Origin of the sequence: Mycobacteroides sp. H001, from assembly GCF_001440005.1 — a bacterium.
Classification (GTDB): Bacteria; Actinomycetota; Actinomycetes; order Mycobacteriales; family Mycobacteriaceae; genus Mycobacterium; species Mycobacterium gwanakae.
In genome coordinates, this window is record NZ_LJYH01000029.1 from 1 (window position 1) to 24021 (window position 24021).

Below are 24021 nucleotides of genomic sequence, written 5' to 3' on the forward strand. Positions count from 1 at the left end.
GAGATTGCCACCACCGGCCTGTACCGGATCAGCACCACGTACCGATCGGTCACTGCCAAGGGTACGTCTGTGCCCTATTGGGTGGTGTACAAGAACGGCACCCGGATCACCGGCGCCATTGTGTCAGGTTGCCCGTTTGAGATCCCTCTTGTGGCTGGAGATGTGGTGCAGCCGGGATTCATCGCGGTCGACTACGACGTACGGTCCGACGGCTCAACGGGCTCGGAAAGGGTTGTGTCGCGAAGCATCACAGCCCTATCCGGCATCGCCACATTCGATGGCCGCCGAATCGCATAACCCAGAGAGGCGCAACAGATGGCTACAACGTTCACCATGCCCGAACTCCCCGGTATCACATTCACGGTAGAGCGCGGAGGGCTCGACCCGGACGGGAAGCCTAACCCGTCCTGGATGCAAATTACCGGCACTCGCGACGCCGAGAATGCCGAAGAGGCGCAGGTGGTCTCGCGCATAGGTTTCGCTGGCCCATAAATGCCCTGGTCTCCAAACCCGACTGTGCCTCCCCGGCAGTCGGGCGGTAGGTGGTCGCCCAATCCGGTAGCACCGGCGCCACAGGCGGGCGGTAGGTGGCATGCGGTAATCGGCTTAGACGCATCGCTGGCGATTATGTGCGTCGGCGAGGTCGAGCTGACGGCCATGCAGGCGCTCGGGGTGGTGCAGTCGATTCATCTATCCCGGGATCTGGCGCTACAGGCGGTGTGCAAGCTGGTCGTCGATCGGCCAATTCTTCTGACCCGGAACCTGGAACTACAGGCCACGTTCCAACAGGATCTCGCGCTGGCCGTCTCCATGGAACGGGCACTGTTCCTGGCCAAGGTCGTTGGGTGCGATCTCGCGCAAGCCGTGAGTATGACCGGCACCCTCGACCTGGCCCGGGTAGCCCCGATCGACTTGACGCGCAACGTGACGGTGCCGCGTGTGATCAGCTTCGACAAGCTGCTGCCCGTCAATCTGACACGCACCGTCACGATGTCATCGGCGCTGGTGATCGAGCGGGTCGCCAAGATCGACGCCGCACTCACGGTGACGATGGCGCGCGCCTGCAGCCTCGGCTACCCGCCGGGCGGGCTGCCCGCCGTGGCCAATTACACGAGCGCGGGTGCGTTCACTCACAACATCGTGCGCAACTGCGACTACATGGACGCCGTGGGGTGCGGTGCCGGGGGCGGCGGGGGAGGCGGCGACGGCGGCCTGGGCACCACCGCACAAGGGGGCCGCAAAGGCGCATGGAATGCGCGCACCGTGGCCCGCAACATCGACATCCCCGGCTCCGCATTGACCCTGACCGGCATGGTGGGCGCGCCCGGAGCCGCGGGGGCCAAGGAGAAGGACGGCGGCGCCGGCGGTGACACCACGTTCCTGATCGATGGGGTCACCACCACGTGTGCCGGCGGCGCCGGCGGTAAAGGCGCCTACGCCGGCAACGGACTCAACCAGCCCGGCGAGGCTGCGGGCAACACCACCATCAACGGCCAGACCTACACCGGCGGCGCACAGGCAGGCACCAACACTAACGGCAACGCGCCCGGAGGTGGCGGCGGTCCCGGCTCGGGCGGCGTCTTCGGAATCGCCAAACCCGGACGCCTCGGCGGAACGGGCGTCGCCCATATCCGGTCCTACCAATAGAAGGGAAACCCATTATGGCCTGGGGAATTTCGTCGTACCTGGCGAACAAACTGCTCGATCACATCTGCCGCAACGTGGCCTACACACCACCGGCAACCGTGTACGCCAAGATGCACACCGGCGATCCCGGCGCGAACGGAACAGCCAACGCATCCTCGGTGGCCACCCGCTACCCGTGTGCGTTCAACGCTGCTGCGGCCGGTTCGATCAGCCAATCCAACACCCCCGAGCACACCCTCGGTGCCACGGAAACCATTGCCGGGGTGTCGTTCTGGGATCACCCCACGGCCGGAAATTTCTTGTGGTCCTCGCAGGCCACCGTATCCAAGTCGGGCGCCAGCGGCGACATCATCCGCATCAACTCCGACACCCTCTCACTCGCACCGCTAGCCGCATAGGAGAACTGTCATGTCTGAACTCGATTGGGCAGTGCAATGGGAAGCCGCCACACCCGACCCCGAGATCCTCGCTGCCAAGCCCGAACCGCCGACCTACGTCGAACTTGGGTCGCATCCCGATGCAGAAGCCGAAAATGCCTCGATCAGAGCGCAATACGTCGAGGCATTGAGTGCCCACGAGGCCCTAATCGATGCCGACCTGGTCAACCCGCAGCGCTGGCAGAGCGTGCGGTCGATCGCCGCCGACGAGGACGACGCGCGGCGCCTTCTGGGCGAGCTGCGCCGACTACACGCAGCGAACCCCCTGACCCGGAACTTCCAGCTCGCAACTTCACCGCGTCGGGAATGGGCGGTCACGGAATGAGTGGCCAATTAGGAAGGTATGCAGCATTTTACGTCGCAATAGCTGCCGTCTCTTTCCGGATCGGCTGGTGGGCCGCGCACTACGTCAGCGACCGCATGGACAAATTCGACCCGCGCATTGGTGAAGGGAAATATCGATGGTGAATATCGCAGGGCGGCTGATTGATTGGGTCGCCGATCGGCTCTATGACCGGTTACGGTCTCGGCTGCTGACCGATCTGGAACCTTACCGGGACACCATCGACAAGGTGCCCAAGATTGTTGACCAGGTGACCGATCTGACGCCATGGACCCTCGACGACAAGGTGCTCGACAACCTTGCGTCCCGGATAGCCCGGATGCTGCCCGATCTGGTGAGCAAGTTCCTGGGGTTCAAGCGATGACCACCAAAGATCAAGTGGCCCAACTCATCGTCGCCGAAGCCAAGGCACGCGGCCACACGCGCGATGAATGCCTGGCCGAACTCTCGACGCTCTATCAGGAGTCCGAGTGGGACGAGACGATATGGGACCCGACGTACACCACTTTTGGTGTCGCCCAACAGGACGCCAGCTACCCAGATCGATTCAAGGGCGCAGCGGCACAGGTCAAGGCGTTCTTCGGCAAGCTCGATATCTGGCGCCGCAAGCCCGGTGCCAGCAGCGACATCTGGCTCAACATCGCGTGGATGCAACAGCGCCCGAACTGGGACAGCGCCCAGTACTGGTACGAGCACGGCCGCAAGGCGTACCTCACCGAGATCAAGTCGCGTATCGCCACCGTCACCCCCTACCTGGACAAGTTCTGGCCCACCACCAACGGAGGAACCACCGTGCCCGCGACCGACAACCGCCCTGACTTCAACGAATTCGGGCTCTACTCACCGAACAGCCAGAGCCGCAGCGGTACCAAGATCGACGCCTTTTTCCTGCACACTCAAGAGGGCGGCGGGGGCAACTCGGCGGCCGAGGATCTGGCGAAGTACCTAGGCAACCCGGCCAACCAGGTGTCCTACCACTACACGATCAGCCAGGCATCCGACGGCGGGGTGACCGTCGTTGACGTGGTGGACACCGACAGCGCTTCATGGTCGGTGCTCTCGGCCAACAATCGCAGCATCAACCTGTGCTTCGCCGGATCACGGGCGAGCTGGACCCGCGAGCAGTGGATGAAGCAAGCCCACGCGATCGACGTGGCCGCCTACCTGGCCGTGCAGGACTGCCGCAAGTACGGGATCGCCATGAGGGTCATCGCACCCCCGTACACCGGCCGCCTGCCCGGTATCTCCGATCACCGCTACGTGACCAAGGTCCTCGGCGACGGCACACACACCGATGTCGGTGACAACTTCCCGTGGGATGTGTTCACCGCCGCGGTCGCCAAGTATGCCGACACCGGATCGACCCCGACCTGGCCGACCACTCCCGCACCCGATTACGTGCGCGAGACCTGGGACCAGCTGCGCATCCAATGGCCCCAACTCGGCGACCGCACCCTCGTCAACGCCGTCGCGGTCATCGGCGAGCACCTCGGCATCGACGGGTTCGCGCCAATCGGAAAGGACGCATGATGATGGCCTGGCAACAGCCGCAATTGGCCGATCCGCTGATGGGCCCGACCGACGAGATCGGCAAGCTACAACACCGCCTGTTGTTCGCGTACGCCACCAACAGCGGTGCGCACGACGAGGGCGTGATCGAGTCCGGTGTCTTCGACGCGGCGACCGACCGGGCCTTGCGCACCATGCAGCGCTGGCTCGCCGAGCACGAAGATCCGAAGTACAACAGCAAGCCCGGGGTGCTCACCTACGACTGCAAGACCCGCCTCGGTGTCGTGCTCGTCGCGCCGAAGGCGCCGGCGAAACGGTTCATGCAACAGGGTGTTGGGTTCTGCACCGATGCGTTCCTGATGGGCGACCCCACGCACTCCTACGTCGACGCGCGCACCGAGGGCGCCGCCGAGCTGCTACGGCTGGCGCTGCCCATGGTCGGTGTGCCCAAGATCTGGATCGGCTACAGCATGGGCGATGACGTGGTGAACACCGCGCTACTGCAATGGCCCGAGGACCGGCGCGACGAAATCAAGCTGATCATCGGATTCGGTGGCCCATCCCGGCGGCCCGGCCCCACACTGCTCGGCAACGACCCGGGCGGCGATGGCATCTCGGGTGTGTTCGGGCCGGATTGGGCCGTGCCGATCACCTACCAGTTCACCCACGAAGGCGACATGTACCCCAACGCCGTTGGTCTACTGCCGTGGCTGTACCAGATCCTGACCCGCATGGAGATCTCGCTCGACTTCGCCGCCTACCTGTTCAACCTGTTCATCTCCACCGTCGGGAAACAACTGCTCGGGCTACTGGCCTCGGCGCTCCCGGGGGCTGGCGCGCTGTCGACGGTGGCCGCCCTGGTCACCACCGGGCCGACCAACCAGGTCGGCGGCCAGATCCTCGACGTGATGAAACTGTTCGCGCTGCTGCCGCAGATCATCCAAACCATCGCCGCCGCACTCAAATTCGTGCAGACCAACGCACACTTCCACTACCACGACCAGCCCGAGCCATTTTGGCGCGGGCTGACCGCTGTGGATTGCGCCGCACAGATCATCACCGAGAAGGTTGACAATGCAACGGTTTTCACCGTGCCGGGCACCGTCTCATGGTGGAACGACGGCCCGCCAGCCTGGACCGCCTGGAAACTGCCCTAGCTCTAAACCAACTGTAAAGCCATGTAGGCCATTGAACTGCGCATATCTGTCTAGTTGAAAGGACATCCCGTCATGCCCAATCCTGTGCCCCAGAACGACACCACCCGCCTGGTGATCTACGCCGTTCTGTTCGTGACCATCTTCGTTGGCGGTGTCTTGCTCGTCGTACTCGGCAAGGCCGAATCTGGCGACGCTCTGCAGTGGGTGATCACCGGGGCGGGGTTGGCCGGCACCGGCCTGGCCGGACTCAAGCTCGCACAGGACCGCCGCACCGACGACGCCGACGATGGCCAGTGAGGTTCCTAGACCCGGCCATGTGGAACGGCGTCGGAGTCTTGTCGCTGCTGGTCATGTTTCAGGTCGCGCAGTTGCGGGGCTGGATTGTGCTCGGGCCGACTCATCGTGCCGAAATCGCGCAGATGAAACACACCCACGGCGCCATCGTGGAACGCATGGACGCGCGCGCCGCCAACGACGCGCGAACCATCGCATTCCTGTTGCGCGAGAAAGACCCCAGCCCGGCCGAGGAACTGATACCGATCATCACCTCACTGCGCGATGCGGCCACGATCGCAGCGGGTGACGGCTGATGTGGCCCCGGAAGCGCTCGCGCCCCGCCGGCGGGCATGAACACGACACGGCAATCGACGACGCTGACCGCAAGCTGGCCGAGTCGCAGGCCCGCAGCCAAGCCGCTACCGAGGTCGTCGAACGTGCCCGCCGCGCCCGCACGGTGCTGCACCACGAGATCGCCAAGAACGGATGGACCGAATTGTTCCTAGCCTCAATGCAAAGGGGTAGCTGATGCGCTGGGTGTATGTGACCGGACTGTTGATCATCGTCGGGGTGTTCATCTCCGACGTGTGGTTCACGATCGACTACCGGCTCGGCGCCAACCTGTCACTGATCTTCGCCGCGGTATTCGTCACCGCGTTCACGCTGCTGTACGGGCTCCGGTCGCGGCCGGGATCGAACCGGATCGGCAAGGTGTTCCTCGTCAAGAGCGTGGTGCTTGCACTGGTGCTGTGGCAGATCGTGCTCGCATCCTGGTGGGACGCGGAATTCCCACTGCGCCAACAGGTCCGCTACATCATCTACACCCTCGGCGCCATCGTCTACATCCCCATGCTGATCAGTCTGTGGCGCGAACAACAACGCGACCGAAAACAGCCCGGACCAGAACACCACGACGAGTAGCCTCTTGATTCAGTGACACCGAACGCGCCCTCACCCTCACCGGTGGGGGCGCGTTTCGTCGTTGCGGACCAAGAAATTACCACCGCGGCGAACTGCTACATTTCGTCCGTTAACGGGCGGGATCTCTGTGATGATGGCTGATTATGAAGATGAAGATCGTTCTCGCCATTGCTGGCCCGCTACTAATGGCGGCGTGCGGCAATTCAGAGAGGCAGGCAGGCGCGGTTACCAGCTCGGCGCAAGCACCAAAGGGAATTGTCGAGGCAATCACAACTGCAGGCGGGAGCTGCGGCCAACCCGACAAGCGCGGCGAACAAAAGTGCGTACTAAGCGGCATCGGCTTCAAGCTCGGCGCCGGTGAGTCGTGGACCCGGCAGAGTGGCTCCCGAGCCATGGCATGCAAGGGTGGCTACATCAACGCTAATTACACGGTGCTGACCAATGAGCACTGGGTGATTGCCGTCGACCATACCGCCGAGCTCGATGCAATTCAAAACGCACTGGCCGGGCACGGCGTACCAGCCGACGTGCGGAACTACTGCCCATAGCGTCGTTATCTGCGGCGCGGCTTCTCGCAGGCGATGCCGTCACCGTCACCGTCGAGCCATGGCGCATAGTCTGGATCACCGCGTGGAATATCCCGACGTGGCGTGTCTTTGCATGAGGCTGGCGGGTGTGCGCCGGGTGGTGGAGGCAATATCCGGTGCACCGGGTGCACCGGGGGTGGATCTTCGCACGGCGTTAACCACATCGCTACCGCGAGCCCAGCCGCCAGCTCTGCGACAAACACCCCGCCGAGCGCGTACCGCAGCCCCACTCGCATGGGGCGCAGACTATAAGAACCGCGCGCTGCCTCGTAGGCGAACGGTTGTCAGCCACCCGCCAGGAACGACACCAGCCGATCCACCTTGTCGATCCCGGCGAAGTGCCGGGAAGTACGCCGCGAGTCCTGTCCGTCGGCCCACAGGATCACGCCGGTGTGCGCGTACGTGATGCTCACCCATGACGGGGTGCCGGGTCGCCGGTAGATGCGTGCCCCGTCCTCACCCCCGATGGCCAGCCAGCCCGCCGCATGGGCCGCACGTTCAATTGCTGCGATCATCGAGCACTCCTTCGGTTGTGGGGGTCATGCGGCGGTTTGCCAGGGGGTTTGGACACCCGATCCACTCGCGCCGACGACAGCTGCCCGCATCTCGTGGTCGTCGACGGCGGTGTAGATCTGGGTGGTTGCCACGGAGGCGTGGCCGAGTAGGCGTTGCACGGCGCGGATGTTGCGGGTGGCGCGGTAGGCGCGGGTGGCGAAGCGATGCCGCAGCTTGTGCATGGTCCAGACTTCGGGCATGACCTTCGCGCACAGTGTCCCCACCCACCGAGGGGACAGGTGGCCGTTGTCGTTGCCGGGGAACAGCCAGCCGGTCGGGCTGGAGCCGGGGGTGTGTCCGGCCGCGCCGCGTTGGATCATGGCGGCGATCTCGTCGGTGATGGGGATGACACGCTTCTTGTTGCCCTTGCCATGGACGATGAGTTGGTAGCCGTCGAAGGATTCGATGAGGTCGTTGGTGTGGACCTGAGCGACCTCGGCGCGGCGCATCCCGGCACCGCATGCCAGGTGCAGCATGACGGTGGTGCGTGCGTCGGCGGCGATCAGTGCTTCTTTCCAGATGCGATCGGGTGCCGGCTTGGGCAGGGGAACCGGGGCGGGGATATGGGGCAGTGCGGTGGCAGGGTTGGCCGCAATCCGTGCGTCTTCGTGCGCCCAGCCGAAGAAGCTGCGCGCTGAGTTGCGGTAGCCGCGCCGGGTCTCGATGCTCCATTGTGTTTGCGTGGAGAACCACGCCTGCAGGGTGTTACCGGTGACGGCCGTCGGCGGGGTGTCGAGAGCTCGCGCGATCCGAGCGATGTGGGACAGACGTGTGGCGATGGTGGTACTGGGCCGTCCGGCTGCGAGTTGATGTTGCCGGTACCCCTTGATGAGGGTGTCCCATCCGGTAGGCACGGGTAGTGGTGCGGGGCCGGTCTTCTTGCGTGAGGTCATAAGCGCCCGACCGTAGGTTGACGATGATCATGTTTCTTGAGGATCTCGCACCCTGTGATGAAGCTGTGAGCCTGCCGAGTCTCGTCGGTAACCACGGCGCGTCTACGCTGCACGAGGCGGGAAGGTCAGAAGGGGGGGATGCTCCGAAACCCGCACTTCGGTCAGGGGTCGAACCCCTGACCAGAAGGTTAGGGGTTCGAATCCCTTCGGGCGCACCAGGACTTCTTCACGAGTGAGTGAGAAGCAATGACACAGGTTCAACGATATTTCCCGCACCCTCCCCACGAGGTGTGGTCGGCTCTGGTCGATCCGGCATCGTGGTGGGGCAAGCCTGACACCCCGCCGGCTGATGTCACGGTGGGGAGCGCTTTCACCATGACCACCGTTCCCGTGGTGGGCACGCGATTCAACGGCGTCTTCGAGGTTGAGTTTCTCGACGCGGCCCCCTACGAGCATTTGACCTTGGGCCTGCTGGCCCACGCGTCTACTGGTCAGTCGGCGCGGTGGACGCGCCATGTGGCCTTTCGTGAGCACGAGGGCGGCACTTTATTGACGGTGACGAACCGGGGCGTCAATCTCGATGACGTCGACGAGCGGATTCTGCTCCGCGTCGTCAAAGAGATTCAGGCGACCGAACTGCACGGCATCGCCAAATTGTTGGATCAGCCGCGCCCGTGATCTCGTGCGAGGCGATGCAGAGGAGCCGTCGCCAAGGTCTGCTCGGCGTCGAACTGAACGAAGGTCGACACCGGTTCGAACCCCAACCGCCGCAGGAGGTTGAGGGAACGCGTGTTCGCGCTTTGGGTCGCCGCGAGCACCGGTTGATCGGGTAGTTCGGCGGCAGCCGCCCTCAGTAGTGCGGACGCGGCCTCGTAGGCCCAGCCTTTCCCCCAGGAGTCGCGGCGGAAGACGTAGGACAGTTCCAACTCGTCGCCATCGAGAATCACGTGTCCGGGAAGCTCTGAATGCCGGCGCTCGAGCGCCATGGTTCCGGCGAACCGGTCGTTGGAGTTGTCGGCTACGACGAACGCCCCTGCTGCCGCGGTGGCCGCCTGAGTTCCGCGTTCATCGAGAATGCGCTCTATCTCGGCCCGGGGGCGTGGCCCACCGAGATATGCCCGCACGTCCGGGTCGGTCATGATCTCGATCAGCGCGTCGCGATCCGTGTCGCGCGCCTTGCGGAGCACCACGGCACCGGCGTCGATCCGGTCCGACGCCAGGGTCATATCAGGCCATCGCGCAGACGCTGAAAGCCTTGGGCGACAAGTTCGCCGGGGCTTCTGGGCACGGTGGAATCGGATACCGCCAGTTGGATCACGGTGCCAAGTACCGCGTACGCGGCGTTGCAGACCAATCGCGGATACAGGTCGGTATCGGGATCCAGGCCCGTGCGTCGACTGACTTCGGCGAGCACCACAGTTCCCACGTCGTCGGACCGTGCCGCGTCGTGTGCGGCCAAGCCCGGATTCTGTGCGGACAACCGCGTGACGGCCACTGCGGTGCTGAATGCCTCGGAGGTCGCCAGATCCAGCATCACGGCTTCCAGTGAGTCGATCACCGGCTCCTCAGGGGGGCGCCGGCGCAGTAGTTCGACGGCGTTGTCCTCGATCCCGCGCAACGAAAACAAGACGGCGTCTTCCTTGCTGGTGAAGTAGTTGCGGAACGTGCGGGACGAGACGCGTACCGCGTCGGCGATGTCGTCGACCGTGACGGCGGCGAGGTCTCCGCGTTCCAGTGCCAGCTCCAGTGCGGCGCGGCTCAACGCCAACTTGGTCTCGGACTTCTTCTGCTCGCGCAGGCCATTGGGCGGTGGCATGTGGCCATCGTAACAAACCTTCCGTATTGGGAAACGTTTCCAAAAACGGAAGCGTTCTACGGGTATGTCCGGCGTCGCGGTGAGGCCGGGGGCACGAAGAAGAGGCGATTGACATGAGGAAAGCACTGGCCTCACTGGGCATCGCCGCCGTACTGGCGGCCGGGGGCATTGCCCTTGCCGGTCCCGCCGCGGCGGCGCCCTGCGGCAAGGTTGTGGTGTGGGGTAACGGCGGCGGCGTGTGCGAATCGGACTTCGCGCCCGATGGCAGCTTCACTCGATGCGACACCGTGTACGTGCTCGGCATCGGAGGGACGAACTGCTACCGGGTGTACCCGTAAGCGCGCCAGGGTGGCACCTGGGACGTCCTGTACCAGAAGCTTCCCCGCGCGGTGTCCAGTCCGCTACCGTCCCCCTCATGGTTGAGGACCTGACAGCTGATTACGTCATCGTGGGCGCGGGATCGGCGGGGGCTCCGCTGGCCACCCGGCTCGCTGAGCGCACCAACGACCAGGTGCTGGTTCTGGAGGCGGGGCCCAAGGACAAGGACATGGGAATCCACATTCCCGCCGCGTTCTCGAAGCTGTTCCGCAGCGACGTCGACTGGGACTACCTCACTGAGCCGCAGCCCGAGCTGAACAATCGCCAGATCTATTGGCCGCGAGGCAAAACGCTGGGCGGCTCGTCGTCCATGAACGCGATGATGTGGGTCCGGGGATTCGCGGCCGACTACGACGACTGGGCGGCGGTGGCCGGCGATCAGTGGTCTTTCGCCAACGTTGCCCCCTACTTTAAGCGCATCGAGACGGTGGAGGGCGCGACCGAAAGCGACGAGGGCACCGAGGGCGCGCTGAAGATCTCCAAACAGCGCAGCCCCCGCTCCAGCACTGCGGCGTGGCTGGAGGCCGTCAAGGAAGCGGGATTTGACGTCGAGCGGGCCAATACTCCTGAACCCAAGGGTTTCTCGGAGACCATGGTGTGCCAGAGCGGCGGACGCCGGTGGAGCACCGCGGACGGTTACCTCAAGCCGGGTCTGCGGCGCCGGAACCTGAACGTGGTTACCGAGGCCCAGGTGCGCCGGGTGCTGTTCGACGGCACCAGAGCCATTGGTGTGGAGTACGTGCGCGATGGCATCACACACACCGTGCGCGCGCGGCGCGAGGTGATCTTGAGCGGCGGTGCCATCAATTCTCCTCAGCTGCTGATGCTTTCGGGTATCGGTGACGCCAAGCACCTTGGTGAGTTGGGAATCCCGATCGTGCACGACGCCCCGCAGGTTGGCCAGAATCTGCTCGACCATCTGTGCTGCCCGGTGGGTTACGAGGTCGAGGCCGACTCGCTGTACAGCGCGGAAAAGCCGCTACAGCTCGCCAACTACTTCCTGCGCCATCGCGGCATGCTCACCTCGAATGTCGGTGAGGCCTACGGATTCCTGCGCAGCCGGGCAGATCTCGCGCTACCCGACCTGGAGCTGATCTTCGCCCCCGCGCCATTCTTCGATGAAGGCTTGGGGGAAGCCACCGAGCACGCCATCGTGATGGGCCCGATCCTGCTCAAGCCCGAGAGCAGCGGTGAGATCACGCTGACCTCGCCCGATCCGCTGGCCAAGCCGCGCATCGACCCGCGCTACCTCAGTGATAGTGCCGGACAGGACCGCGCCGCGATGATGTTCGGGCTACGGACCACCGCCCGTATCGCCGAGACGCCGTCGATGCGGGCGATACTCGGCAGGATCCTGCGGCCGAGGAATCCCAGCGACAACCTGGAGGAGACTCTGGTCGCTGCGCTGCAGAGCAACTCACACACCCTCTATCACCCCGTGGCTACCTGTCGGATGGGTGCGGACGAGGCCAGTGTGGTTGCTCCGGATCTCACGGTGCGCGGTGTGCAGGGATTGCGGGTGGTCGATGCCTCGGTGATTCCGAGCCTCATCCGTGGTCACACGCATGCTCCGTCGGTGTTGCTCGGTGAGAAAGCTGCCGATTTGATTCTTTCTCCACAAGCATGAAACCGATCCGCGTTTCCGAACGTCTGACTGGATAGAGTCAGCAGTTGAGGAGTTAGCGGAGGGAAATCATGAGCGACGAGTTCGGTGTCCGGACCGAGGAGCTCGCGGCCATTTCCAAGACATGGCTGGGTGAGACGCTGCACATCAACGACATGCCATGGACGTCATTTCAGGACGCCTCGGGTTCGGGAAGCGAAGTCCTGGCCGCCATCCGTGACACCGCCTCTCCCGGAATCAAGGCGATGTCCTCGATTGCCCGCAGGTTCTCCGACATGGCGGGGCTCGTCGATACCTTCGGCACCAACGTGACGGCGCAGGACGAGAAGACCGCCACGTCGTTCGATGCGCTGAAGCCACGCTGATGCGCCCGACGATCAGTCAGCTCCGCGGCTGGAATCTCGACGCGCTCAGCAAGGCCGCCGACATCGCCCGCGACAACGCCCGGACGCTGGATGCGTCCTTGGACTCGTGCGACCGCGTCTTCAACGACGCATCGGGCTGGTTTGGCAAGACGCACGACGCGGCCCGGATCAAGGTCGACCAGGAACTCGACCACGGTCGCGAGGTCCGGAATGTCCTGAACCGGTTATCCGACGATGCCGAGGACGCGGGACGAACTCTTAAGCACGCCAAGGAATACACGCTTCAAGACGTGGACGCCGCGGTCGCCGAAGGGTTCACGGTCACCGATACCGGAGAAGTCAGCCACCCGGATTCTGCGAAGGCACAGGCGGCCGCCGACCACCAGCGCCGGATTCAGGCGGGCCTCGACGAGGTGGCCCGTCTGGACGAGTTGTACGGCCGGAAGCTGCGGGAGGCCGTCAACGACCTGGAGGCTATGCGCGACGGACAGCAGGATGTCACGCTGCCGACGGGCGAGAAGATCGATCCCGATGCACTGGTCGACCGGGTTCGCGGCATGTCCGAGGAAGAGCGCCGCGCGTTCCTGGAGGGTCTGCCCCCCGAGACGGTGCACCAGATGGTCATCGCGGATCCCGAGTTCATGGGGAACACCAACGGTGTCCCTTTCGATGTCCGCGCGGACGCCAACGAGATCAACATCAGGAACGCGCTCACCGACGAGCTGCAGAACCCGTCACCCAATCAAGCGCGCGTCGATCAGCTCCGGGCGATGCTCGAACCGATGGATGATCCGTTCGCGACGATCCCCGCCGGAGGCTCTCCCGCCGACTTCAAGATCGATCGTAAATTTGTGATGTTCTCGACCGAGGGCAATGGCCGGATGATCGAACAGATCGGGGACCTCAAGCCCGGCGCACCCGGCGTCGGGGTTTACGTGCCCGGCACCAACACCAACCTCAACGGCAGCAGAAGCAACCACGACTCAGCCGTCAACCTGGCCAAGCAGAGTGGGTCGCCGGTCTTCCTCTATATGGAGAACGATTTTCCGCAGGGGCTGGACAAAGCGACAGACCCGTCCTACGGATTGGCGATGGCGCCGCAACTCGTCTCGTTCGGCAAGGAACTCGACGCCGAGGTCGCCCGCCATGCGCCGGGTACGCCAACCACGTACATCGGACACTCGTATGGCGGCTCTGTTGTCGGCACCGCCGAACAGATGGGTCTGCGCGCCGACCGCGTGTTGTACGCCTCGTCCGCAGGCACGGGCATCCTCAGCACCGAGTGGCATAACCCCAACCCGAATGTGCAGCGGTTCTCCATGACTGCCCCCGGCGACCTCATCGGCGCAGCACAACTCGCGCCCCGTGACAGCGATATCCCCACCAGATTCTCCCCGTTCCCCGGGGTGAATCTGGATCTGCCGCCGGTGATTCCACGGGCGCCGGACGGTGATATCGGCAACCCGCACGCGGGTAATCCGCTTGGTGGAGACCCGGATTCGATTCCCGGCGTCACCCGGCTGGACACTGGCTACTACAGCGACGACAACAAGGATCATCCTGGCGAGGTGGTGTTCGGCCCCAAGGGGCACGGCAGCTACTGGGACGACCCGAAATCTGATGCCTTCCAGAACATGGCGAACGTGATCAGGGGCGGTGAGGTGACCACGTACGTCGAACGGGGTATCGAGTCGAACAACGTCGACATCAACCTGGGAGACGACAGCAGCCTGAACGAATCGGTGAAGGACATCGCCAAGGCGTACGGCGATCAATGGTTGTCGGGGGCCAAGATCGGCCCGATCACGTTGCCGACCAATCCCAAATGGGAAGACCCCTACGGCAATCCGCACGTCACCGACAACCCCGGTCTTGGCCGGAAGGTGCAGGTCCGATGAGGCGTGCATGGACGATTGCGATGGCGGGGCTGACGATACTGACTGCGGTGTCGTGCAATCCCGGTGCGGGCGGCGAGCAAGGAGGTAGTACGAGCATGGAACCCACGACGGTCAAAATGTCCGATGCGCTGCGGGTCACGGCCGAGAATCTGTCGTTCGTCACGGCGGAGAAGGTGCAGCCGGGTGTCAACGACGTCGAGCGGATGGGCTGCCGCACGAGCTACAACTCGGCCCTCCCGGAGGGGCCACCGTGGTGGTTGCGCCTGCAGCGCGATTTCGCGGACCCCACCCCGGAGCTGATCTCGGGCGTGCTGGATCGCCTCGAATCGCTGTCCAGCAAGGGCTTTCGCCGTCAAGAAAGCAAGCGGCCGGAGCCTGAGCCGGTGAACAGCCGGACCTATCGTGATGATGCCGGTTACATCGTGAGCGCCCGCGAAGACATTCGCGGCAATGGGGTTCGGGTGTATGTCGTCACCGCGTCGTCTCCCTGCGCCAACGAGGACTAGCGGTAGGTCACCAGATCCCTGTCGCCGCCGTCACCGATCAGGTGGGTGTGGTCATTGAAGGAGAGCAGGCTTAAGCCGCGCTTACCGTTGACCAGTGACGTGATCGACGAATTGATGACAACACGTTGTGCGGTAAGCCAATTCGAGACATTTCCGCCCCACAGATCGGCGACGATCATCCCGATGACCCCGGCTGAGGTGGCCACCACGGTGTCACCGTCACGTTTGGCGGCGTCGGACATGGCGTCGAGCACGCGCTGCTGAAACCTGGTGTAGCTCTCCGCGTATCCGCCGGAGGAATCGGTGCTGGCCCATTGCGCCAGACCGTCCTCCAGGATGGCCTGCGTGTCACCCTTGGCCAGGCTCTTGACGGTGTTCACCGACGCCAGACGTCGCATCCGCGAATTGCCGACGATCTCCTTGTAGTCGTATTCGTCCCAGCGGTCATCCTGCTGCGGTTCGGATCCCAGCGCGAGCGCGATGGCCTCGCCGGTCTGCCGCTGTCGCTTCATTCCGCCGTGCAGGAGCCGGGTGCCGCTCAGGCCGCGGCGGGCGAGCTCGGCTGCCACGGTATCGGCCTGTCGCTGTCCGGCGCTGGTCAGCGGGCTATCGGGGCTGCTGGAGTAGTTGGCAGCCTGACCGTGCCGGACCAGGTAGATGACGCCCATGCGGGCAATCGTATCGACTAGCCGCCGCCGAGGACCCGCCGCTTCTCGGCCTCGAACTCGGCTTCGGTAAGCGCTCCGGAATCTCTCAGGGCAGCAAGGGATTTAAGTTGTTCGATGCGCACACCGTCGTCACTGGGTTCATAGGAGGATGTGGGCTGCGGATTGTTCAGCGGTGATGGTGGCGAGGAACGGGTGGAACGCACTCTCGTCAGTACGTAGGCGATCCAGCCGAGCGCTGCCACTCCGAGTAATCCGGCGAAGCCCCAGGTAAGCGGCCAATAGGGACTGCCGTGCCCGAAGGCCAGGCGCGGGCTGACGAACCCGCTCACGTCACCGTCGACCTGCACGTTGTAGGTACCGGCGGCGGGGATCCGCGCGACCCACACCCGTCGGCGGGCATCGCCGTTCACTGTCGTCGAGCTTCCGATGCTCTCGCGCACCTGGGGTTCGGCCACCCCGGGCGGCGGAAAGAGCGACATGCCGAGCTGGGGGATGAGCAGCCCGTTATCGCCGGACACCCACGAGTGAAAGCTGACAGTCACCTCGCCGGCCGGCAATTCCAGCTGGGTGTTGCCCGGGATCTTCACCTCGCCGTAGGCGTCGAACTTGTCGAACACGAAAACGTTCAGGATGAGGGTGGCGATGACGCCGATGACCCCACCGATGGTCATCGTGGTCAGTGCCAGTACCGAGGCCCGGCGCATGCTCATGTGCCGAAGTCTGTCACGTGTCGCGTCAACCGCCCTAGCATCGGACAGATGGACTTCGCTCCCTCCGCCCGCGCCGCCGAACTGACCTCCGCCGTCCGCGAGTTCATCGACGGGGAGATCATGCCGGTGGAACGTACGGTGCTGGCCCACCACGACGCGCTGCTGGGTGCGCGCACCGGCACGACGGCCGAGCTGTGGGAGGTCCCACCGGAGCTGGACAGGTTGAAGGCGAAGGCGCGCAACGCCGGGTTGTGGAACCTCTTCCTGCCGGATCCGGAGTTAGGCGGCGGCCTGTCCAATTCCGAGTACGCGCCGCTGGCCGAGCAGATGGGACGGTCGCTGTTCGCCCCCACCGTGTTCAATTGCAACGCACCGGATTCGGGAAATATGGAGGTGCTGCACCGGTACGGCAGCCAGGAGCAGAAGGAGGTCTGGCTCGAACCGCTCCTGGAGGGCGATATCCGGTCCGCGTTTTGTATGACGGAGCCCGACGTGGCTTCCTCTGATGCCACGAACATGGCGGCCACGGCCATCGTCGACGGCGACGAGGTGGTGATCAACGGCCGCAAGTGGTGGAGCACCGGTGTCGGTCATTCCGATTGCAAGGTGATCATCTTCATGGGGTTGACCGACCCGGACGCGCATCGATACGCGCGCCACTCGATGGTGCTCGTCCCGATGGACACACCGGGCGTAACCGTCGAACGGATGCTGCCGACGATGGGGTTCTACGACGAGCCGGGTGGACACGGCGTGGTGTCGTTCGACAACGTACGGCTGCCCGTCGATGCATTCATCGCGGGACCGGGCAAGGGATTCGAGATCGCCCAGGGGCGGTTGGGGCCGGGCCGTGTGCATCATGCGATGCGCCTGATCGGCCTGGCCGAGGTGGCCCTCGAGCATGCGTGCCGACGGGGACTGGACCGCACCGCGTTCGGAAAACCGTTGGTGAACCTGGGCGGAAACCGGGAGCGCATCGCCGACGCTCGCATTGCCATCAACCAGACCCGGCTGCTGGTGCTGCATGCTGCCTGGCTGCTAGACACCGTGGGCATCATGGGCGCGCTGTCGGCGGTATCCGAAATCAAGGTGGCCGCACCGAACATGGCTCAGCAGGTCATCGATATGGCTATCCAAATCCATGGTGGTGGAGGACTTTCCAACGATTTCCCGTTGGCGGCCGCGTGGGTCAACGCCCGCGCGCTGCGGCTGGCCGACGGCCCCGACGAGGTGCATCGCGGTGTCGTGGCCCGGATCGAGCTGGCGAAATACGCTACCGACGGACGGTGAGCGCGTAACGCATCCCACGGTGCAGGCTCGCCCCCACCAGAAGCCCGAGCGCGATCGAGAAGATCGCCATGCAGGTATCGAGCAGTGCGGTGAGGTTCGCATGTCCGGTGGCCGCGACCTCGCTGACGTTCACGAAGCTCAACGCGCCGGGCACCAGGCACCAGAAGGCGGCCAGTAGCAACACGATTGCCGAAGGAGCCCCCTTGAAGCGTGCCGCGAACAGGGCGAAGGGAACGACAGCGACCGCCCCGATGAAGCCCGTCATGGCGGGTGCCAGAAAGAGACCGCCGAGGCGCTGTCCCAGCATGGCGACCCCGATCGCCAGCACCAACCAGATCAGTGATCCGCGGGGCGCGGACTTGTACAGGTAAAACCCCACCGCTATAACAGGTACGGCCAGGGCGATCGTCCAGCTGCCCAGCGGCGGTCCCAGCGGCGAGGGCTCCGGCGGTCCAGCGACTTTCACGCCGATCACCACCCCGAATGCCAGCAGCATCAGTTGCGCGATGCCGTACACGATGCGCGTGGACCCGGCCATCAGCTGGGTGCTTGTCAGCTCCAGCGCCCCGATGGTGAGGGTCACCCCGGGCAGCACGGCGATCAGGGCGGGCGCCACCACGCGGGCAAGCCCCTCGCTGGGCACGTTCGCCACGATGAACGTGCTGATGACCGTCACCACGAAGGCGGCGACGGCGGGCATGGTGGCGGCGAGGGTGGGCATGGGGTTGGTGGCCAGCATCAGGACGCCGACAATCAGGCCCAGCACCAGATAGGCGGGCAGAGCCGAGGAGGTTGGTGCCAGGGCAAGCCCGAAGCCGAGGGTCAAGATGGTGTGTCCGATGACGGTGACGACCGTCCCGAAACGGGGTTTCAAACAGCGGATCTCGTAGATTCGTGCGATCGCGTCCGCCGGGGCGATCGCCCCGGCGACGGCCATGTCGGCGATGGTGTCGATGTGGCCGGCCTGGTCCAACTGTGCTGTGCTGCGGGTGGATTCCTCCACTTCGAGCTGGCCGGTGACGCCGTCGATCTGGATGATCAGCACCGTCGGCAAGACGACGGCGCGCAGTTCTTTGTCGGTGTACTGCGGTGCGATGTCATGCAATTTGGCCAACACCAGGTTGGTGGGCTGACCGACTTCCAGCATTGCGATACCGAGCATGCGCAACATCGTCACAACTTCGGCGTCGTCGAAATGCTTGGCGTCAGCCAGGGGTACGGGCTTGTCCTTGAGAGCCCTCCGGACAAGTGTCTGCACCCGTCCACGCCCGGTCAGCGCCGTCATGCGCCGAACTGTAGTCGGGGTGTCAGGCCTTCAGGTTCTTCTTCGCCGCGCGCCGCAGCTGGATGATTCGCACGCCACCGACCAGGGCGGTGAGCGCAGCACCGGTAATGGCCGCGAACAACACCGTGATGCCCAAGGGCATCTGGATCTCCCAGGAGAGGAAGTGGGTGGTCGTGTCCGTCAGGTTCTGCAGAATGAACACCAGCAGCAGAATCAGGATCAGCAGGCCAAGGATGACGCCGGTCCAGGTCGCCGCCGCGCGGGTCCGCTTGACCGCATCCTCCTTCTTGACGGCCTTCGCGGGGGGCAGAGGCGCCTGCTCGCCAACGGGGACATCGATGGATGTGTCGGCAACCGGAGAGTCCGGAGTCGTACCGGGGTCACTGGTCATATGTCCATCATTTGCTACATAGGCGGCTATTGCAAGCGCCCACGGTCGGCTTTTCGCGGAAAATGCCCCGCGGATACCGCGAAAAGCCGCCGCTTGGCGCAGGTCAGGCGCGGATAGTTCCTTGGCCCGCGATCAACGGCAAATCCAGCGGTGTCAGGAAGCCCGGTTTAGCGCCGATGACCGCTGGTATGGCGTTGATGGCCCGCATCCCGGTGGCGAGGCAGCCGCCGATCGCGCCGTCGCCGGTGCGTTCGTCGCGGAACACCGTCTCCTGGGTGATGTTCGGACTGCCCTTGATCTCGATGCGGTAGGCATCGTTGTCGACGGACTGTGCGCGCGGCCAATGCGGTGCGGTGTCATTGGTGATCCGATTGACGTGCTCGATGACGATCTTCGGCTTACCGCCCACCCACCCACGGATCTCGAATCGCACCGCGGCACAGTGGCCCGCCTCGATGATGCCGGTGTTGGGTTCCGCGCCGTAGGCGATCTCGGTTGGCGTCGCCCATTTTTCGTAGACGGTGTCGATCTTGTCGAGTTTGACTCCGACGGCGTCGGCGATCATCGGAATGGTGTGGCCCCACGCGAGGATCAGCACCTCGGGTATTTCCAGCACCGCCGGTTGGTCCATGGGCGCGCCCAGTCCCATCGGCATGCTGAAATCGCCGTTGTAGTACTGGTAGTCGAGGAGTTCCTGTACCAGAACAGAATCCACCCGTCCACCCACGCCGAGCAGGGTCATGGGGAACAGATCGTTGGCGAAGCCGGGGTCGATGCCGGTGGTGAAACAGGAGGTCTGGCCGTCTTCGCAGGCCTGTTTGATATCGGCGAGCATCTCGGGTGGGCACACCTGCGGGTACACCCACGGTGTCATCGCGGTGGAGACGATGTTGTGCCCGCTGCGCAGTGCGCGGGACATGTTGTCGATGTTCTCCAGCGCGTACTGCGCCGTCGGCCCGAAGTACGCGACCGTGCCCTCGGTGCCCAACGCGGCATCGATGTCGGTGGTGGCGGCCAGTCCGGTCGGATGGCTACCGACGAGTGTTCCGACGTCCACACCGTCCTTGGCCGGATCGTGCACCAGTACGGCAGCCAGCTCGAATACCGGGTGGTCCAGTAGCTCGCGAATCACCAGCTTGCCGACAACCCCTGTGCCCCAAACGATGACGGGATACTTATCACTCATGCGAAAAACTCTCCTGCGTTGACGAACAAGGTCTGCCCGGTCACCATCCGGGCCCGGTCGGATGCGAAGAACACCACCGCATCGGCGACGTCTTCATCGGCGGGCATCTCGCCCAACGGGAATTTGGCCGTCAGTTCGGCCAGTACTTCCTCTTGCGTGATGCCGCGCTGCTGGGCGACCAGGCCGATGTACAGCTGAATCGGCGGGCCATACATCCACGTCGGCACCACCATGTTGAGACGAATCTTGTGTGGCCCCAGCTCCTTCGCGAGCTGATACATGGCGTTCTGCAACGCTCCCTTGGATGTCGCATACGCGGACTGGGGTAGCTGCGGATGGAACGCCGACTGCGATCCGATGAAGACCACCGATCCGCCGTTCTTCTTCAGCTGCGGGACGGCCACCTGAACGAGTTGAAGCGTGCCCACGACATTCGTGCTGAGCATCGCCTGCCACTGGGACAGATCCGCGCCCTCGATGCCGCCGAACACGTCCTCTTTTGCGGCGACATTGACCAGTGCGTCCACCGTGCCGAACCGCTCGACGGCGGTGTCGATAAGGCCCTGGCACGCGGACGCGTCGGTGATGTCGGTGACCGCCCAGGCAGCGGTGCCGCCCGAATCATCGAGTTCGGCGGAGAGTTTTTCGAGGTTTTCCTGGGTTCGCGCGCCGAGCACCACATTTGCGCCGTCCTGGTGCGCCTTGAGCGCGACCTCCCGCCCCAATCCGGTACCTACACCGGATATCACCACCGTTTTTCCGGAAAGAAGTCCTGTCATCGGCTGCCTTTCTCTCTGTGACCCACGCCACCAACCTTCTTAATACGTAACATGGTGTACCGTTATTTGCAATGACTACTGACGAGTTACCCGCGGGCAGGGGGCGCCGCCGCAGTTCCGATATCGACACCAAGGCGCTTGCTGCCGCGCGTGAGCTCCTGGTGGAGCAGGGGTGGGATGCCACCACTATGGTTGCGATCGCCGAGCGGGCCGGCGTGGGAAAGCCCGCGCTGTACCGGCGGTGGCCCTCCCGTGCGCACCTGGTCTTCGAGGCGGTGTTCGGTTGGACCGCACCCACCCGGGAGATAAGCGCTGCGGCAGGAGTGGGCGACTGGGTACGCCAATCCTGCTCGTACACAGCGGAACTCTTCGAGCGACCCGATGTCATTGCGGCCGCCCCCGCCCTTCTCGGCCAGATGCGTACCGACCCCGAGCTGGGGCAGGCGCTGTGGGCAAGCTTCGGCGAGACGGGTGCCGAATTGCTGTCGCAGGTGATGCGTGCACAGCGTCCGGACGTTGGTCAGCAGGAGGCCCACGACCGGGCCAACGCCACCATGTTGATGATCATCGGAGCGAATGTCCTCGCGCGCCAGCTGCTACCCGACGACCAGGCGGAGGCGGTTATCAAATATTTGCCAGAGCTCCTGGCGGGCTCGGCCGAAGGACCCGCGGCGGCGGCGTCGCCGGGTTAGCCACCGGAATCTTCCTGACGCTAAAGCCGGGCATGACGGCGGTTGCCCGGTTACTGTCGGAGGATGCGCAGGGCCGCACGACTCCTCGCTGCCGTCATGGCAGCGGTTGTCTTCAGTGGCTGTGGCAGCGCCAATCCTCTGGGCGGAGGCCCGCTTTCGGGTGACCTCAACACCCTGATCGTCGGCTCGGCCGACTTCCCCGAATCTAAGACCGTGGCCGAGCTGTATGCACAGATATTGCAGACCAATGGTTTTGACATCACCAGGCAGCTGGGCATCGGTAGCCGCGAGACCTACATCCCGGCGGTTAAGGACCATTCGATCGACCTGATCGCCGATTACACCGGAAATCTGCTGCGCTACTTCGATCCTGAGGCCACCGCTACCAGGCCCGATGATGTCGAGCTGGCGCTGCTACGCAAGCTCGATGGCGATCTGGACATTCTGTCCCCGTCACCGGCCTCGGACGCCGACACGCTGTGCGTCACCAGAGCCACCGCCGACCGATGGAATCTGCACTCCATCGCCGACCTCGCCGCGCACTCGGAGGAGGTAACAGTCGGCGCACCTTCGGAGTTCCTGCACCGCAGTGTCGGGTTGGCCGGCCTCAAGGCCAATTACGGCCTGGATGTTCCGGAATCGCGATTCGTGGCCATCAGCGATGGTGGCGGACCGGCGACGGTGCGGGCGCTGTTGGACGGAACGATCACCGCGGCCAACATATTCAGCACTTCGCCGGCCATCGCCGAGCATGATCTGGTGGTGCTCGAGGACCCCAAGTTCACCTTCCCGGCAGGCAATCTGGTGCCGTTGGTCAACGCGCAGAAGAAATCCGAGAAACTGAAGAAGGTGCTCGACGCGCTCTCCGCGCGTTTGACGACGGAGGACCTCACCAGGCTCAATGCGGAAGTCTCCGGTAACAACGGTGTCGACCCCAAGGAAGCTGCGCAGAAGTGGTTGACGGACAAAGGTTTCGACAAACCGATAGGGAACTGATCGCGTGATCACCTTTGAGAACGTCACCAAGAAGTACCCCGATAGGACCACCGCTGTCGATGATCTCACCATGCACGTCGACGAGGGTTCGTTCACGGTGTTCGTGGGGCCGTCGGGCTGCGGCAAGACCACCTCCATGCGGATGATCAACCGGATGACGGACCCGACGTCGGGGGTACTGACTGTCGGTGGGGCAGATGTCCGCACCGTGGATCCGGTCAAACTGCGGTTGGGCATCGGCTATGTCATTCAGAACGCGGGCCTGATGCCGCACCAGCGCGTCGTCGACAATGTGGCGACGGTGCCGGTGTTGCGCGGCGAATCCCGGCGTGCCGCACGCAAGGCAGCTCTTGATGTTCTGGAAAGGGTGGGGCTCGATCCCAAATTGGCCAGCCGGTACCCGGCGCAGCTCTCGGGAGGTCAACAACAACGTGTCGGTGTGGCGCGTGCCCTCGCCGCCGATCCGCCGATCCTGTTGATGGATGAGCCGTTCAGCGCCGTCGACCCGAATGTGCGCGATGACCTGCAGGCCGAGATGCAGCGCCTGCAGGCCGAACTCAACAAGACCATCGTCTTCGTGACGCACGATATCGACGAGGCCGTCAAGCTCGGGGACAAGGTGGCGGTTTTCGGGCCGGGCGGCGTGCTGCAGCAGTATGACGAGCCCGAACGGGTGTTATCGAATCCGGCAAGCGATTTCGTCGCCGGCTTCATCGGTCGCGACCGGGGCTATCGGGGACTGCAGTTTCGTGATGCGGGCGATCTGCCGCTGTACGAGATCAGGCAGATCTTCGAATCCGAGGTCCACGACCTCATCCTCGCGCCGCGCAGCTGGGTGCTTGTCTGCAATCCCGACGGCACCCCGTTCGGCTGGATGGACGACGCAGGCGCGGAGGTCTACCGGTCCGGAAAATCGTTGTACGACAGTGTGATCGCCGGAGGATCATTGTTCGGACCGGACGGGACATTGCGGCAGGCCCTGGATGCCGCGCTGTCTTCGCCGTCGGGGTTCGGGGTGGCCACCGATGAGGATGGCCGCGTCCGCGGCGGCGTCCGCGGGGATGACGTTCTCATCGCGCTGGACCGGCAACGCCGTACCGGGCAGCGGTGAG

33 protein-coding genes and 1 pseudogene are annotated in these 24021 nt (G+C 64.3%); 23 read left to right on the forward strand and 11 right to left on the reverse strand.

What is annotated here, in order from left to right; all coding sequences use genetic code 11:
- The 13 genes and pseudogenes from AOT83_RS12145 to AOT83_RS12200 all read left to right on the forward strand — a co-directional run.
- Positions 1–297 (forward strand): annotated as a pseudogene (locus AOT83_RS12145) (hypothetical protein); the annotation flags it as partial.
- A gap of 18 nt (positions 298–315) precedes the next feature.
- Entirely contained in the window at positions 316–492 is a 177-nt protein-coding gene (locus AOT83_RS27860) for a hypothetical protein (protein WP_165589966.1), read from the forward strand.
- A 135-nt stretch (positions 493–627) separates the two neighbouring features.
- Positions 628–1647 carry a hypothetical protein gene (locus AOT83_RS12150; RefSeq protein ID WP_240488006.1) on the forward strand — a complete coding sequence of 340 codons (1020 nt, stop codon included), beginning with the start codon at positions 628–630 and terminating at the stop codon, positions 1645–1647.
- A gap of 14 nt (positions 1648–1661) precedes the next feature.
- Positions 1662–2045 (forward strand): hypothetical protein, encoded by a 384-nt coding sequence (locus tag AOT83_RS12155; protein ID WP_057963492.1) that lies wholly within the window; start codon positions 1662–1664, stop codon positions 2043–2045.
- Positions 2046–2055: 10 nt separating this feature from the next.
- A complete protein-coding gene (locus AOT83_RS12160) occupies positions 2056–2409 on the forward strand; it encodes a hypothetical protein (protein ID WP_057963493.1) in 354 nt (117 codons plus the stop codon).
- A 136-nt stretch (positions 2410–2545) separates the two neighbouring features.
- Positions 2546–2791 (forward strand): hypothetical protein, encoded by a 246-nt coding sequence (locus AOT83_RS12165; protein WP_057963494.1) that lies wholly within the window; start codon positions 2546–2548, stop codon positions 2789–2791.
- On the forward strand, positions 2788–3957 hold the full coding sequence (locus tag AOT83_RS12170) for an N-acetylmuramoyl-L-alanine amidase (RefSeq protein WP_057963495.1): 1170 nt from the start codon (positions 2788–2790) through the stop codon (positions 3955–3957). The genes AOT83_RS12165 and AOT83_RS12170 overlap by 4 nt, the downstream gene beginning before the upstream one ends.
- 2 nt (positions 3958–3959) lie before the next feature.
- Positions 3960–5093 (forward strand): hypothetical protein, encoded by a 1134-nt coding sequence (locus tag AOT83_RS12175; protein ID WP_057963576.1) that lies wholly within the window; start codon positions 3960–3962, stop codon positions 5091–5093.
- Positions 5094–5165: 72 nt separating this feature from the next.
- Positions 5166–5390 (forward strand): hypothetical protein, encoded by a 225-nt coding sequence (locus AOT83_RS12180; RefSeq protein ID WP_057963496.1) that lies wholly within the window; start codon positions 5166–5168, stop codon positions 5388–5390.
- Complete coding sequence (locus AOT83_RS12185) at positions 5387–5683, forward strand: hypothetical protein (protein ID WP_237113717.1); 297 nt, start codon at positions 5387–5389, stop codon at positions 5681–5683. The genes AOT83_RS12180 and AOT83_RS12185 overlap by 4 nt, the downstream gene beginning before the upstream one ends.
- Positions 5683–5898 (forward strand): hypothetical protein, encoded by a 216-nt coding sequence (locus AOT83_RS12190; protein WP_057963498.1) that lies wholly within the window; start codon positions 5683–5685, stop codon positions 5896–5898. Before AOT83_RS12185 ends, AOT83_RS12190 begins: the two co-directional genes overlap by 1 nt.
- The gene (locus AOT83_RS12195; protein WP_057963499.1) at positions 5898–6290 is read left to right on the forward strand and encodes a hypothetical protein; all 393 of its coding nucleotides are present in this window, start codon (positions 5898–5900) and stop codon (positions 6288–6290) included. Before AOT83_RS12190 ends, AOT83_RS12195 begins: the two co-directional genes overlap by 1 nt.
- Before the next feature lie 143 nt (positions 6291–6433).
- Positions 6434–6838, forward strand: coding sequence for a hypothetical protein (locus tag AOT83_RS12200; RefSeq protein ID WP_057963500.1), 405 nt, complete (start codon positions 6434–6436; stop codon positions 6836–6838).
- 5 nt (positions 6839–6843) lie between these two features.
- Here AOT83_RS12200 and AOT83_RS26835 read toward each other — a convergent pair whose 3' ends face one another.
- Genes AOT83_RS26835 through AOT83_RS12210 form a run of 3 tightly spaced genes read right to left on the reverse strand, consistent with a single transcriptional unit; the run spans position 6844 to position 8325 of the window.
- The gene (locus tag AOT83_RS26835; RefSeq protein ID WP_082628291.1) at positions 6844–7113 is read right to left on the reverse strand and encodes an excalibur calcium-binding domain-containing protein; all 270 of its coding nucleotides are present in this window, start codon (positions 7111–7113) and stop codon (positions 6844–6846) included.
- A gap of 48 nt (positions 7114–7161) precedes the next feature.
- Positions 7162–7392 carry a hypothetical protein gene (locus tag AOT83_RS12205; RefSeq protein ID WP_057963501.1) on the reverse strand — a complete coding sequence of 77 codons (231 nt, stop codon included), beginning with the start codon at positions 7390–7392 and terminating at the stop codon, positions 7162–7164.
- Between the two features lie 24 nt (positions 7393–7416).
- The gene (locus AOT83_RS12210; RefSeq protein WP_057963502.1) at positions 7417–8325 is read right to left on the reverse strand and encodes a tyrosine-type recombinase/integrase; all 909 of its coding nucleotides are present in this window, start codon (positions 8323–8325) and stop codon (positions 7417–7419) included.
- 246 nt (positions 8326–8571) lie between these two features.
- On the opposite strand from AOT83_RS12210, the gene AOT83_RS12215 reads away from it, so the two are divergent.
- The gene (locus AOT83_RS12215) at positions 8572–9003 is read left to right on the forward strand and encodes an SRPBCC domain-containing protein (RefSeq protein WP_030096073.1); all 432 of its coding nucleotides are present in this window, start codon (positions 8572–8574) and stop codon (positions 9001–9003) included.
- Here AOT83_RS12215 and AOT83_RS12220 read toward each other — a convergent pair.
- Both AOT83_RS12220 and AOT83_RS12225 read right to left on the reverse strand, forming a co-directional pair.
- Positions 8988–9551 carry a GNAT family N-acetyltransferase gene (locus AOT83_RS12220; RefSeq protein ID WP_057963503.1) on the reverse strand — a complete coding sequence of 188 codons (564 nt, stop codon included), beginning with the start codon at positions 9549–9551 and terminating at the stop codon, positions 8988–8990. The two genes, AOT83_RS12215 and AOT83_RS12220, sit on opposite strands and share 16 nt — an antisense overlap.
- On the reverse strand, positions 9548–10141 hold the full coding sequence (locus tag AOT83_RS12225) for a TetR/AcrR family transcriptional regulator (protein WP_057963504.1): 594 nt from the start codon (positions 10139–10141) through the stop codon (positions 9548–9550). The genes AOT83_RS12220 and AOT83_RS12225 overlap by 4 nt, the downstream gene beginning before the upstream one ends.
- 113 nt (positions 10142–10254) lie before the next feature.
- Here AOT83_RS12225 and AOT83_RS12230 point away from each other — a divergent pair, with 113 nt between their 5' ends.
- The 5 genes from AOT83_RS12230 to AOT83_RS12250 all read left to right on the forward strand — a co-directional run bounded on the left by AOT83_RS12230 (position 10255) and on the right by AOT83_RS12250 (position 14912).
- Positions 10255–10479 (forward strand): hypothetical protein, encoded by a 225-nt coding sequence (locus tag AOT83_RS12230; RefSeq protein WP_044104904.1) that lies wholly within the window; start codon positions 10255–10257, stop codon positions 10477–10479.
- Positions 10480–10556: 77 nt separating this feature from the next.
- On the forward strand, positions 10557–12146 hold the full coding sequence (locus AOT83_RS12235; RefSeq protein WP_057963505.1) for a GMC family oxidoreductase N-terminal domain-containing protein: 1590 nt from the start codon (positions 10557–10559) through the stop codon (positions 12144–12146).
- 68 nt (positions 12147–12214) lie between these two features.
- The gene (locus AOT83_RS12240; protein WP_057963506.1) at positions 12215–12508 is read left to right on the forward strand and encodes a hypothetical protein; all 294 of its coding nucleotides are present in this window, start codon (positions 12215–12217) and stop codon (positions 12506–12508) included.
- Complete coding sequence (locus tag AOT83_RS12245; protein ID WP_057963507.1) at positions 12508–14406, forward strand: alpha/beta hydrolase; 1899 nt, start codon at positions 12508–12510, stop codon at positions 14404–14406. The genes AOT83_RS12240 and AOT83_RS12245 overlap by 1 nt, the downstream gene beginning before the upstream one ends.
- Positions 14403–14912, forward strand: a complete 510-nt coding sequence (locus tag AOT83_RS12250; protein WP_057990366.1) for a hypothetical protein — start codon at positions 14403–14405, stop codon at positions 14910–14912. The genes AOT83_RS12245 and AOT83_RS12250 overlap by 4 nt, the downstream gene beginning before the upstream one ends.
- Here AOT83_RS12250 and AOT83_RS12255 read toward each other — a convergent pair.
- Together AOT83_RS12255 and AOT83_RS12260 are read right to left on the reverse strand one after the other, a co-directional pair.
- Entirely contained in the window at positions 14909–15580 is a 672-nt protein-coding gene (locus tag AOT83_RS12255) for a histidine phosphatase family protein (protein WP_057963509.1), read from the reverse strand. The genes AOT83_RS12250 and AOT83_RS12255 overlap by 4 nt on opposite strands.
- A 17-nt stretch (positions 15581–15597) precedes the next feature.
- Positions 15598–16290 carry an SHOCT domain-containing protein gene (locus AOT83_RS12260; protein WP_057963510.1) on the reverse strand — a complete coding sequence of 231 codons (693 nt, stop codon included), beginning with the start codon at positions 16288–16290 and terminating at the stop codon, positions 15598–15600.
- A gap of 48 nt (positions 16291–16338) precedes the next feature.
- On the opposite strand from AOT83_RS12260, the gene AOT83_RS12265 reads away from it, so the two are divergent.
- Positions 16339–17580, forward strand: coding sequence for an acyl-CoA dehydrogenase family protein (locus tag AOT83_RS12265; RefSeq protein WP_057963511.1), 1242 nt, complete (start codon positions 16339–16341; stop codon positions 17578–17580).
- Here the strand turns inward: AOT83_RS12265 and AOT83_RS12270 are convergent.
- From AOT83_RS12270 to AOT83_RS12285, 4 genes are all read right to left on the reverse strand, one after another.
- Positions 17564–18865 (reverse strand): threonine/serine exporter family protein, encoded by a 1302-nt coding sequence (locus AOT83_RS12270; RefSeq protein ID WP_057963512.1) that lies wholly within the window; start codon positions 18863–18865, stop codon positions 17564–17566. The two genes, AOT83_RS12265 and AOT83_RS12270, sit on opposite strands and share 17 nt — an antisense overlap.
- A gap of 22 nt (positions 18866–18887) precedes the next feature.
- On the reverse strand, positions 18888–19256 hold the full coding sequence (locus AOT83_RS12275) for a lipopolysaccharide assembly protein LapA domain-containing protein (RefSeq protein ID WP_046252196.1): 369 nt from the start codon (positions 19254–19256) through the stop codon (positions 18888–18890).
- A gap of 103 nt (positions 19257–19359) precedes the next feature.
- Positions 19360–20442: a dihydrodipicolinate reductase gene (locus AOT83_RS12280; protein ID WP_057963513.1), complete on the reverse strand. Its 1083-nt coding sequence runs from the start codon at positions 20440–20442 to the stop codon at positions 19360–19362.
- Positions 20439–21221 carry an SDR family oxidoreductase gene (locus AOT83_RS12285; RefSeq protein WP_057963514.1) on the reverse strand — a complete coding sequence of 261 codons (783 nt, stop codon included), beginning with the start codon at positions 21219–21221 and terminating at the stop codon, positions 20439–20441. The genes AOT83_RS12280 and AOT83_RS12285 overlap by 4 nt, the downstream gene beginning before the upstream one ends.
- Before the next feature lie 71 nt (positions 21222–21292).
- Here AOT83_RS12285 and AOT83_RS12290 point away from each other — a divergent pair, with 71 nt between their 5' ends.
- The 3 genes from AOT83_RS12290 to AOT83_RS12300 all read left to right on the forward strand — a co-directional run bounded on the left by AOT83_RS12290 (position 21293) and on the right by AOT83_RS12300 (position 24020).
- On the forward strand, positions 21293–21913 hold the full coding sequence (locus tag AOT83_RS12290; RefSeq protein ID WP_057963515.1) for a TetR/AcrR family transcriptional regulator: 621 nt from the start codon (positions 21293–21295) through the stop codon (positions 21911–21913).
- Between the two features lie 63 nt (positions 21914–21976).
- Complete coding sequence (locus AOT83_RS12295; RefSeq protein ID WP_057963516.1) at positions 21977–22909, forward strand: ABC transporter substrate-binding protein; 933 nt, start codon at positions 21977–21979, stop codon at positions 22907–22909.
- Positions 22910–22913: 4 nt separating this feature from the next.
- Entirely contained in the window at positions 22914–24020 is a 1107-nt protein-coding gene (locus AOT83_RS12300; RefSeq protein ID WP_057963517.1) for an ATP-binding cassette domain-containing protein, read from the forward strand.
- Position 24021: the final 1 nt, after the last annotated feature.

What these genes read in the sequence shown, in the direction of transcription:
- AOT83_RS27860 (WP_165589966.1), top strand. Translation starts at nt 316, where the DNA reads ATGGCTACAACGTTCACCATGCCCGAACTCCCCGGTATCACATTCACG.
- AOT83_RS12150 (WP_240488006.1), top strand. Translation starts at nt 628, where the DNA reads ATGTGCGTCGGCGAGGTCGAGCTGACGGCCATGCAGGCGCTCGGGGTG.
- AOT83_RS12155 (WP_057963492.1), top strand. Translation starts at nt 1,662, where the DNA reads ATGGCCTGGGGAATTTCGTCGTACCTGGCGAACAAACTGCTCGATCAC.
- AOT83_RS12160 (WP_057963493.1), top strand. Translation starts at nt 2,056, where the DNA reads ATGTCTGAACTCGATTGGGCAGTGCAATGGGAAGCCGCCACACCCGAC.
- AOT83_RS12165 (WP_057963494.1), top strand. Translation starts at nt 2,546, where the DNA reads ATGGTGAATATCGCAGGGCGGCTGATTGATTGGGTCGCCGATCGGCTC.
- AOT83_RS12170 (WP_057963495.1), top strand. Translation starts at nt 2,788, where the DNA reads ATGACCACCAAAGATCAAGTGGCCCAACTCATCGTCGCCGAAGCCAAG.
- AOT83_RS12175 (WP_057963576.1), top strand. Translation starts at nt 3,960, where the DNA reads ATGGCCTGGCAACAGCCGCAATTGGCCGATCCGCTGATGGGCCCGACC.
- AOT83_RS12180 (WP_057963496.1), top strand. Translation starts at nt 5,166, where the DNA reads ATGCCCAATCCTGTGCCCCAGAACGACACCACCCGCCTGGTGATCTAC.
- AOT83_RS12190 (WP_057963498.1), top strand. Translation starts at nt 5,683, where the DNA reads ATGTGGCCCCGGAAGCGCTCGCGCCCCGCCGGCGGGCATGAACACGAC.
- AOT83_RS12195 (WP_057963499.1), top strand. Translation starts at nt 5,898, where the DNA reads ATGCGCTGGGTGTATGTGACCGGACTGTTGATCATCGTCGGGGTGTTC.
- AOT83_RS12200 (WP_057963500.1), top strand. Translation starts at nt 6,434, where the DNA reads ATGAAGATGAAGATCGTTCTCGCCATTGCTGGCCCGCTACTAATGGCG.
- AOT83_RS26835 (WP_082628291.1), bottom strand. Translation starts at nt 7,113, where the DNA reads ATGCGAGTGGGGCTGCGGTACGCGCTCGGCGGGGTGTTTGTCGCAGAG.
- AOT83_RS12205 (WP_057963501.1), bottom strand. Translation starts at nt 7,392, where the DNA reads ATGATCGCAGCAATTGAACGTGCGGCCCATGCGGCGGGCTGGCTGGCC.
- AOT83_RS12210 (WP_057963502.1), bottom strand. Translation starts at nt 8,325, where the DNA reads ATGACCTCACGCAAGAAGACCGGCCCCGCACCACTACCCGTGCCTACC.
- AOT83_RS12215 (WP_030096073.1), top strand. Translation starts at nt 8,572, where the DNA reads ATGACACAGGTTCAACGATATTTCCCGCACCCTCCCCACGAGGTGTGG.
- AOT83_RS12220 (WP_057963503.1), bottom strand. Translation starts at nt 9,551, where the DNA reads ATGACCCTGGCGTCGGACCGGATCGACGCCGGTGCCGTGGTGCTCCGC.
- AOT83_RS12225 (WP_057963504.1), bottom strand. Translation starts at nt 10,141, where the DNA reads ATGCCACCGCCCAATGGCCTGCGCGAGCAGAAGAAGTCCGAGACCAAG.
- AOT83_RS12230 (WP_044104904.1), top strand. Translation starts at nt 10,255, where the DNA reads ATGAGGAAAGCACTGGCCTCACTGGGCATCGCCGCCGTACTGGCGGCC.
- AOT83_RS12235 (WP_057963505.1), top strand. Translation starts at nt 10,557, where the DNA reads ATGGTTGAGGACCTGACAGCTGATTACGTCATCGTGGGCGCGGGATCG.
- AOT83_RS12240 (WP_057963506.1), top strand. Translation starts at nt 12,215, where the DNA reads ATGAGCGACGAGTTCGGTGTCCGGACCGAGGAGCTCGCGGCCATTTCC.
- AOT83_RS12245 (WP_057963507.1), top strand. Translation starts at nt 12,508, where the DNA reads ATGCGCCCGACGATCAGTCAGCTCCGCGGCTGGAATCTCGACGCGCTC.
- AOT83_RS12250 (WP_057990366.1), top strand. Translation starts at nt 14,403, where the DNA reads ATGAGGCGTGCATGGACGATTGCGATGGCGGGGCTGACGATACTGACT.
- AOT83_RS12255 (WP_057963509.1), bottom strand. Translation starts at nt 15,580, where the DNA reads ATGGGCGTCATCTACCTGGTCCGGCACGGTCAGGCTGCCAACTACTCC.
- AOT83_RS12260 (WP_057963510.1), bottom strand. Translation starts at nt 16,290, where the DNA reads ATGAGCATGCGCCGGGCCTCGGTACTGGCACTGACCACGATGACCATC.
- AOT83_RS12265 (WP_057963511.1), top strand. Translation starts at nt 16,339, where the DNA reads ATGGACTTCGCTCCCTCCGCCCGCGCCGCCGAACTGACCTCCGCCGTC.
- AOT83_RS12270 (WP_057963512.1), bottom strand. Translation starts at nt 18,865, where the DNA reads ATGACGGCGCTGACCGGGCGTGGACGGGTGCAGACACTTGTCCGGAGG.
- AOT83_RS12275 (WP_046252196.1), bottom strand. Translation starts at nt 19,256, where the DNA reads ATGACCAGTGACCCCGGTACGACTCCGGACTCTCCGGTTGCCGACACA.
- AOT83_RS12280 (WP_057963513.1), bottom strand. Translation starts at nt 20,442, where the DNA reads ATGAGTGATAAGTATCCCGTCATCGTTTGGGGCACAGGGGTTGTCGGC.
- AOT83_RS12285 (WP_057963514.1), bottom strand. Translation starts at nt 21,221, where the DNA reads ATGACAGGACTTCTTTCCGGAAAAACGGTGGTGATATCCGGTGTAGGT.
- AOT83_RS12290 (WP_057963515.1), top strand. Translation starts at nt 21,293, where the DNA reads ATGACTACTGACGAGTTACCCGCGGGCAGGGGGCGCCGCCGCAGTTCC.
- AOT83_RS12295 (WP_057963516.1), top strand. Translation starts at nt 21,977, where the DNA reads ATGCGCAGGGCCGCACGACTCCTCGCTGCCGTCATGGCAGCGGTTGTC.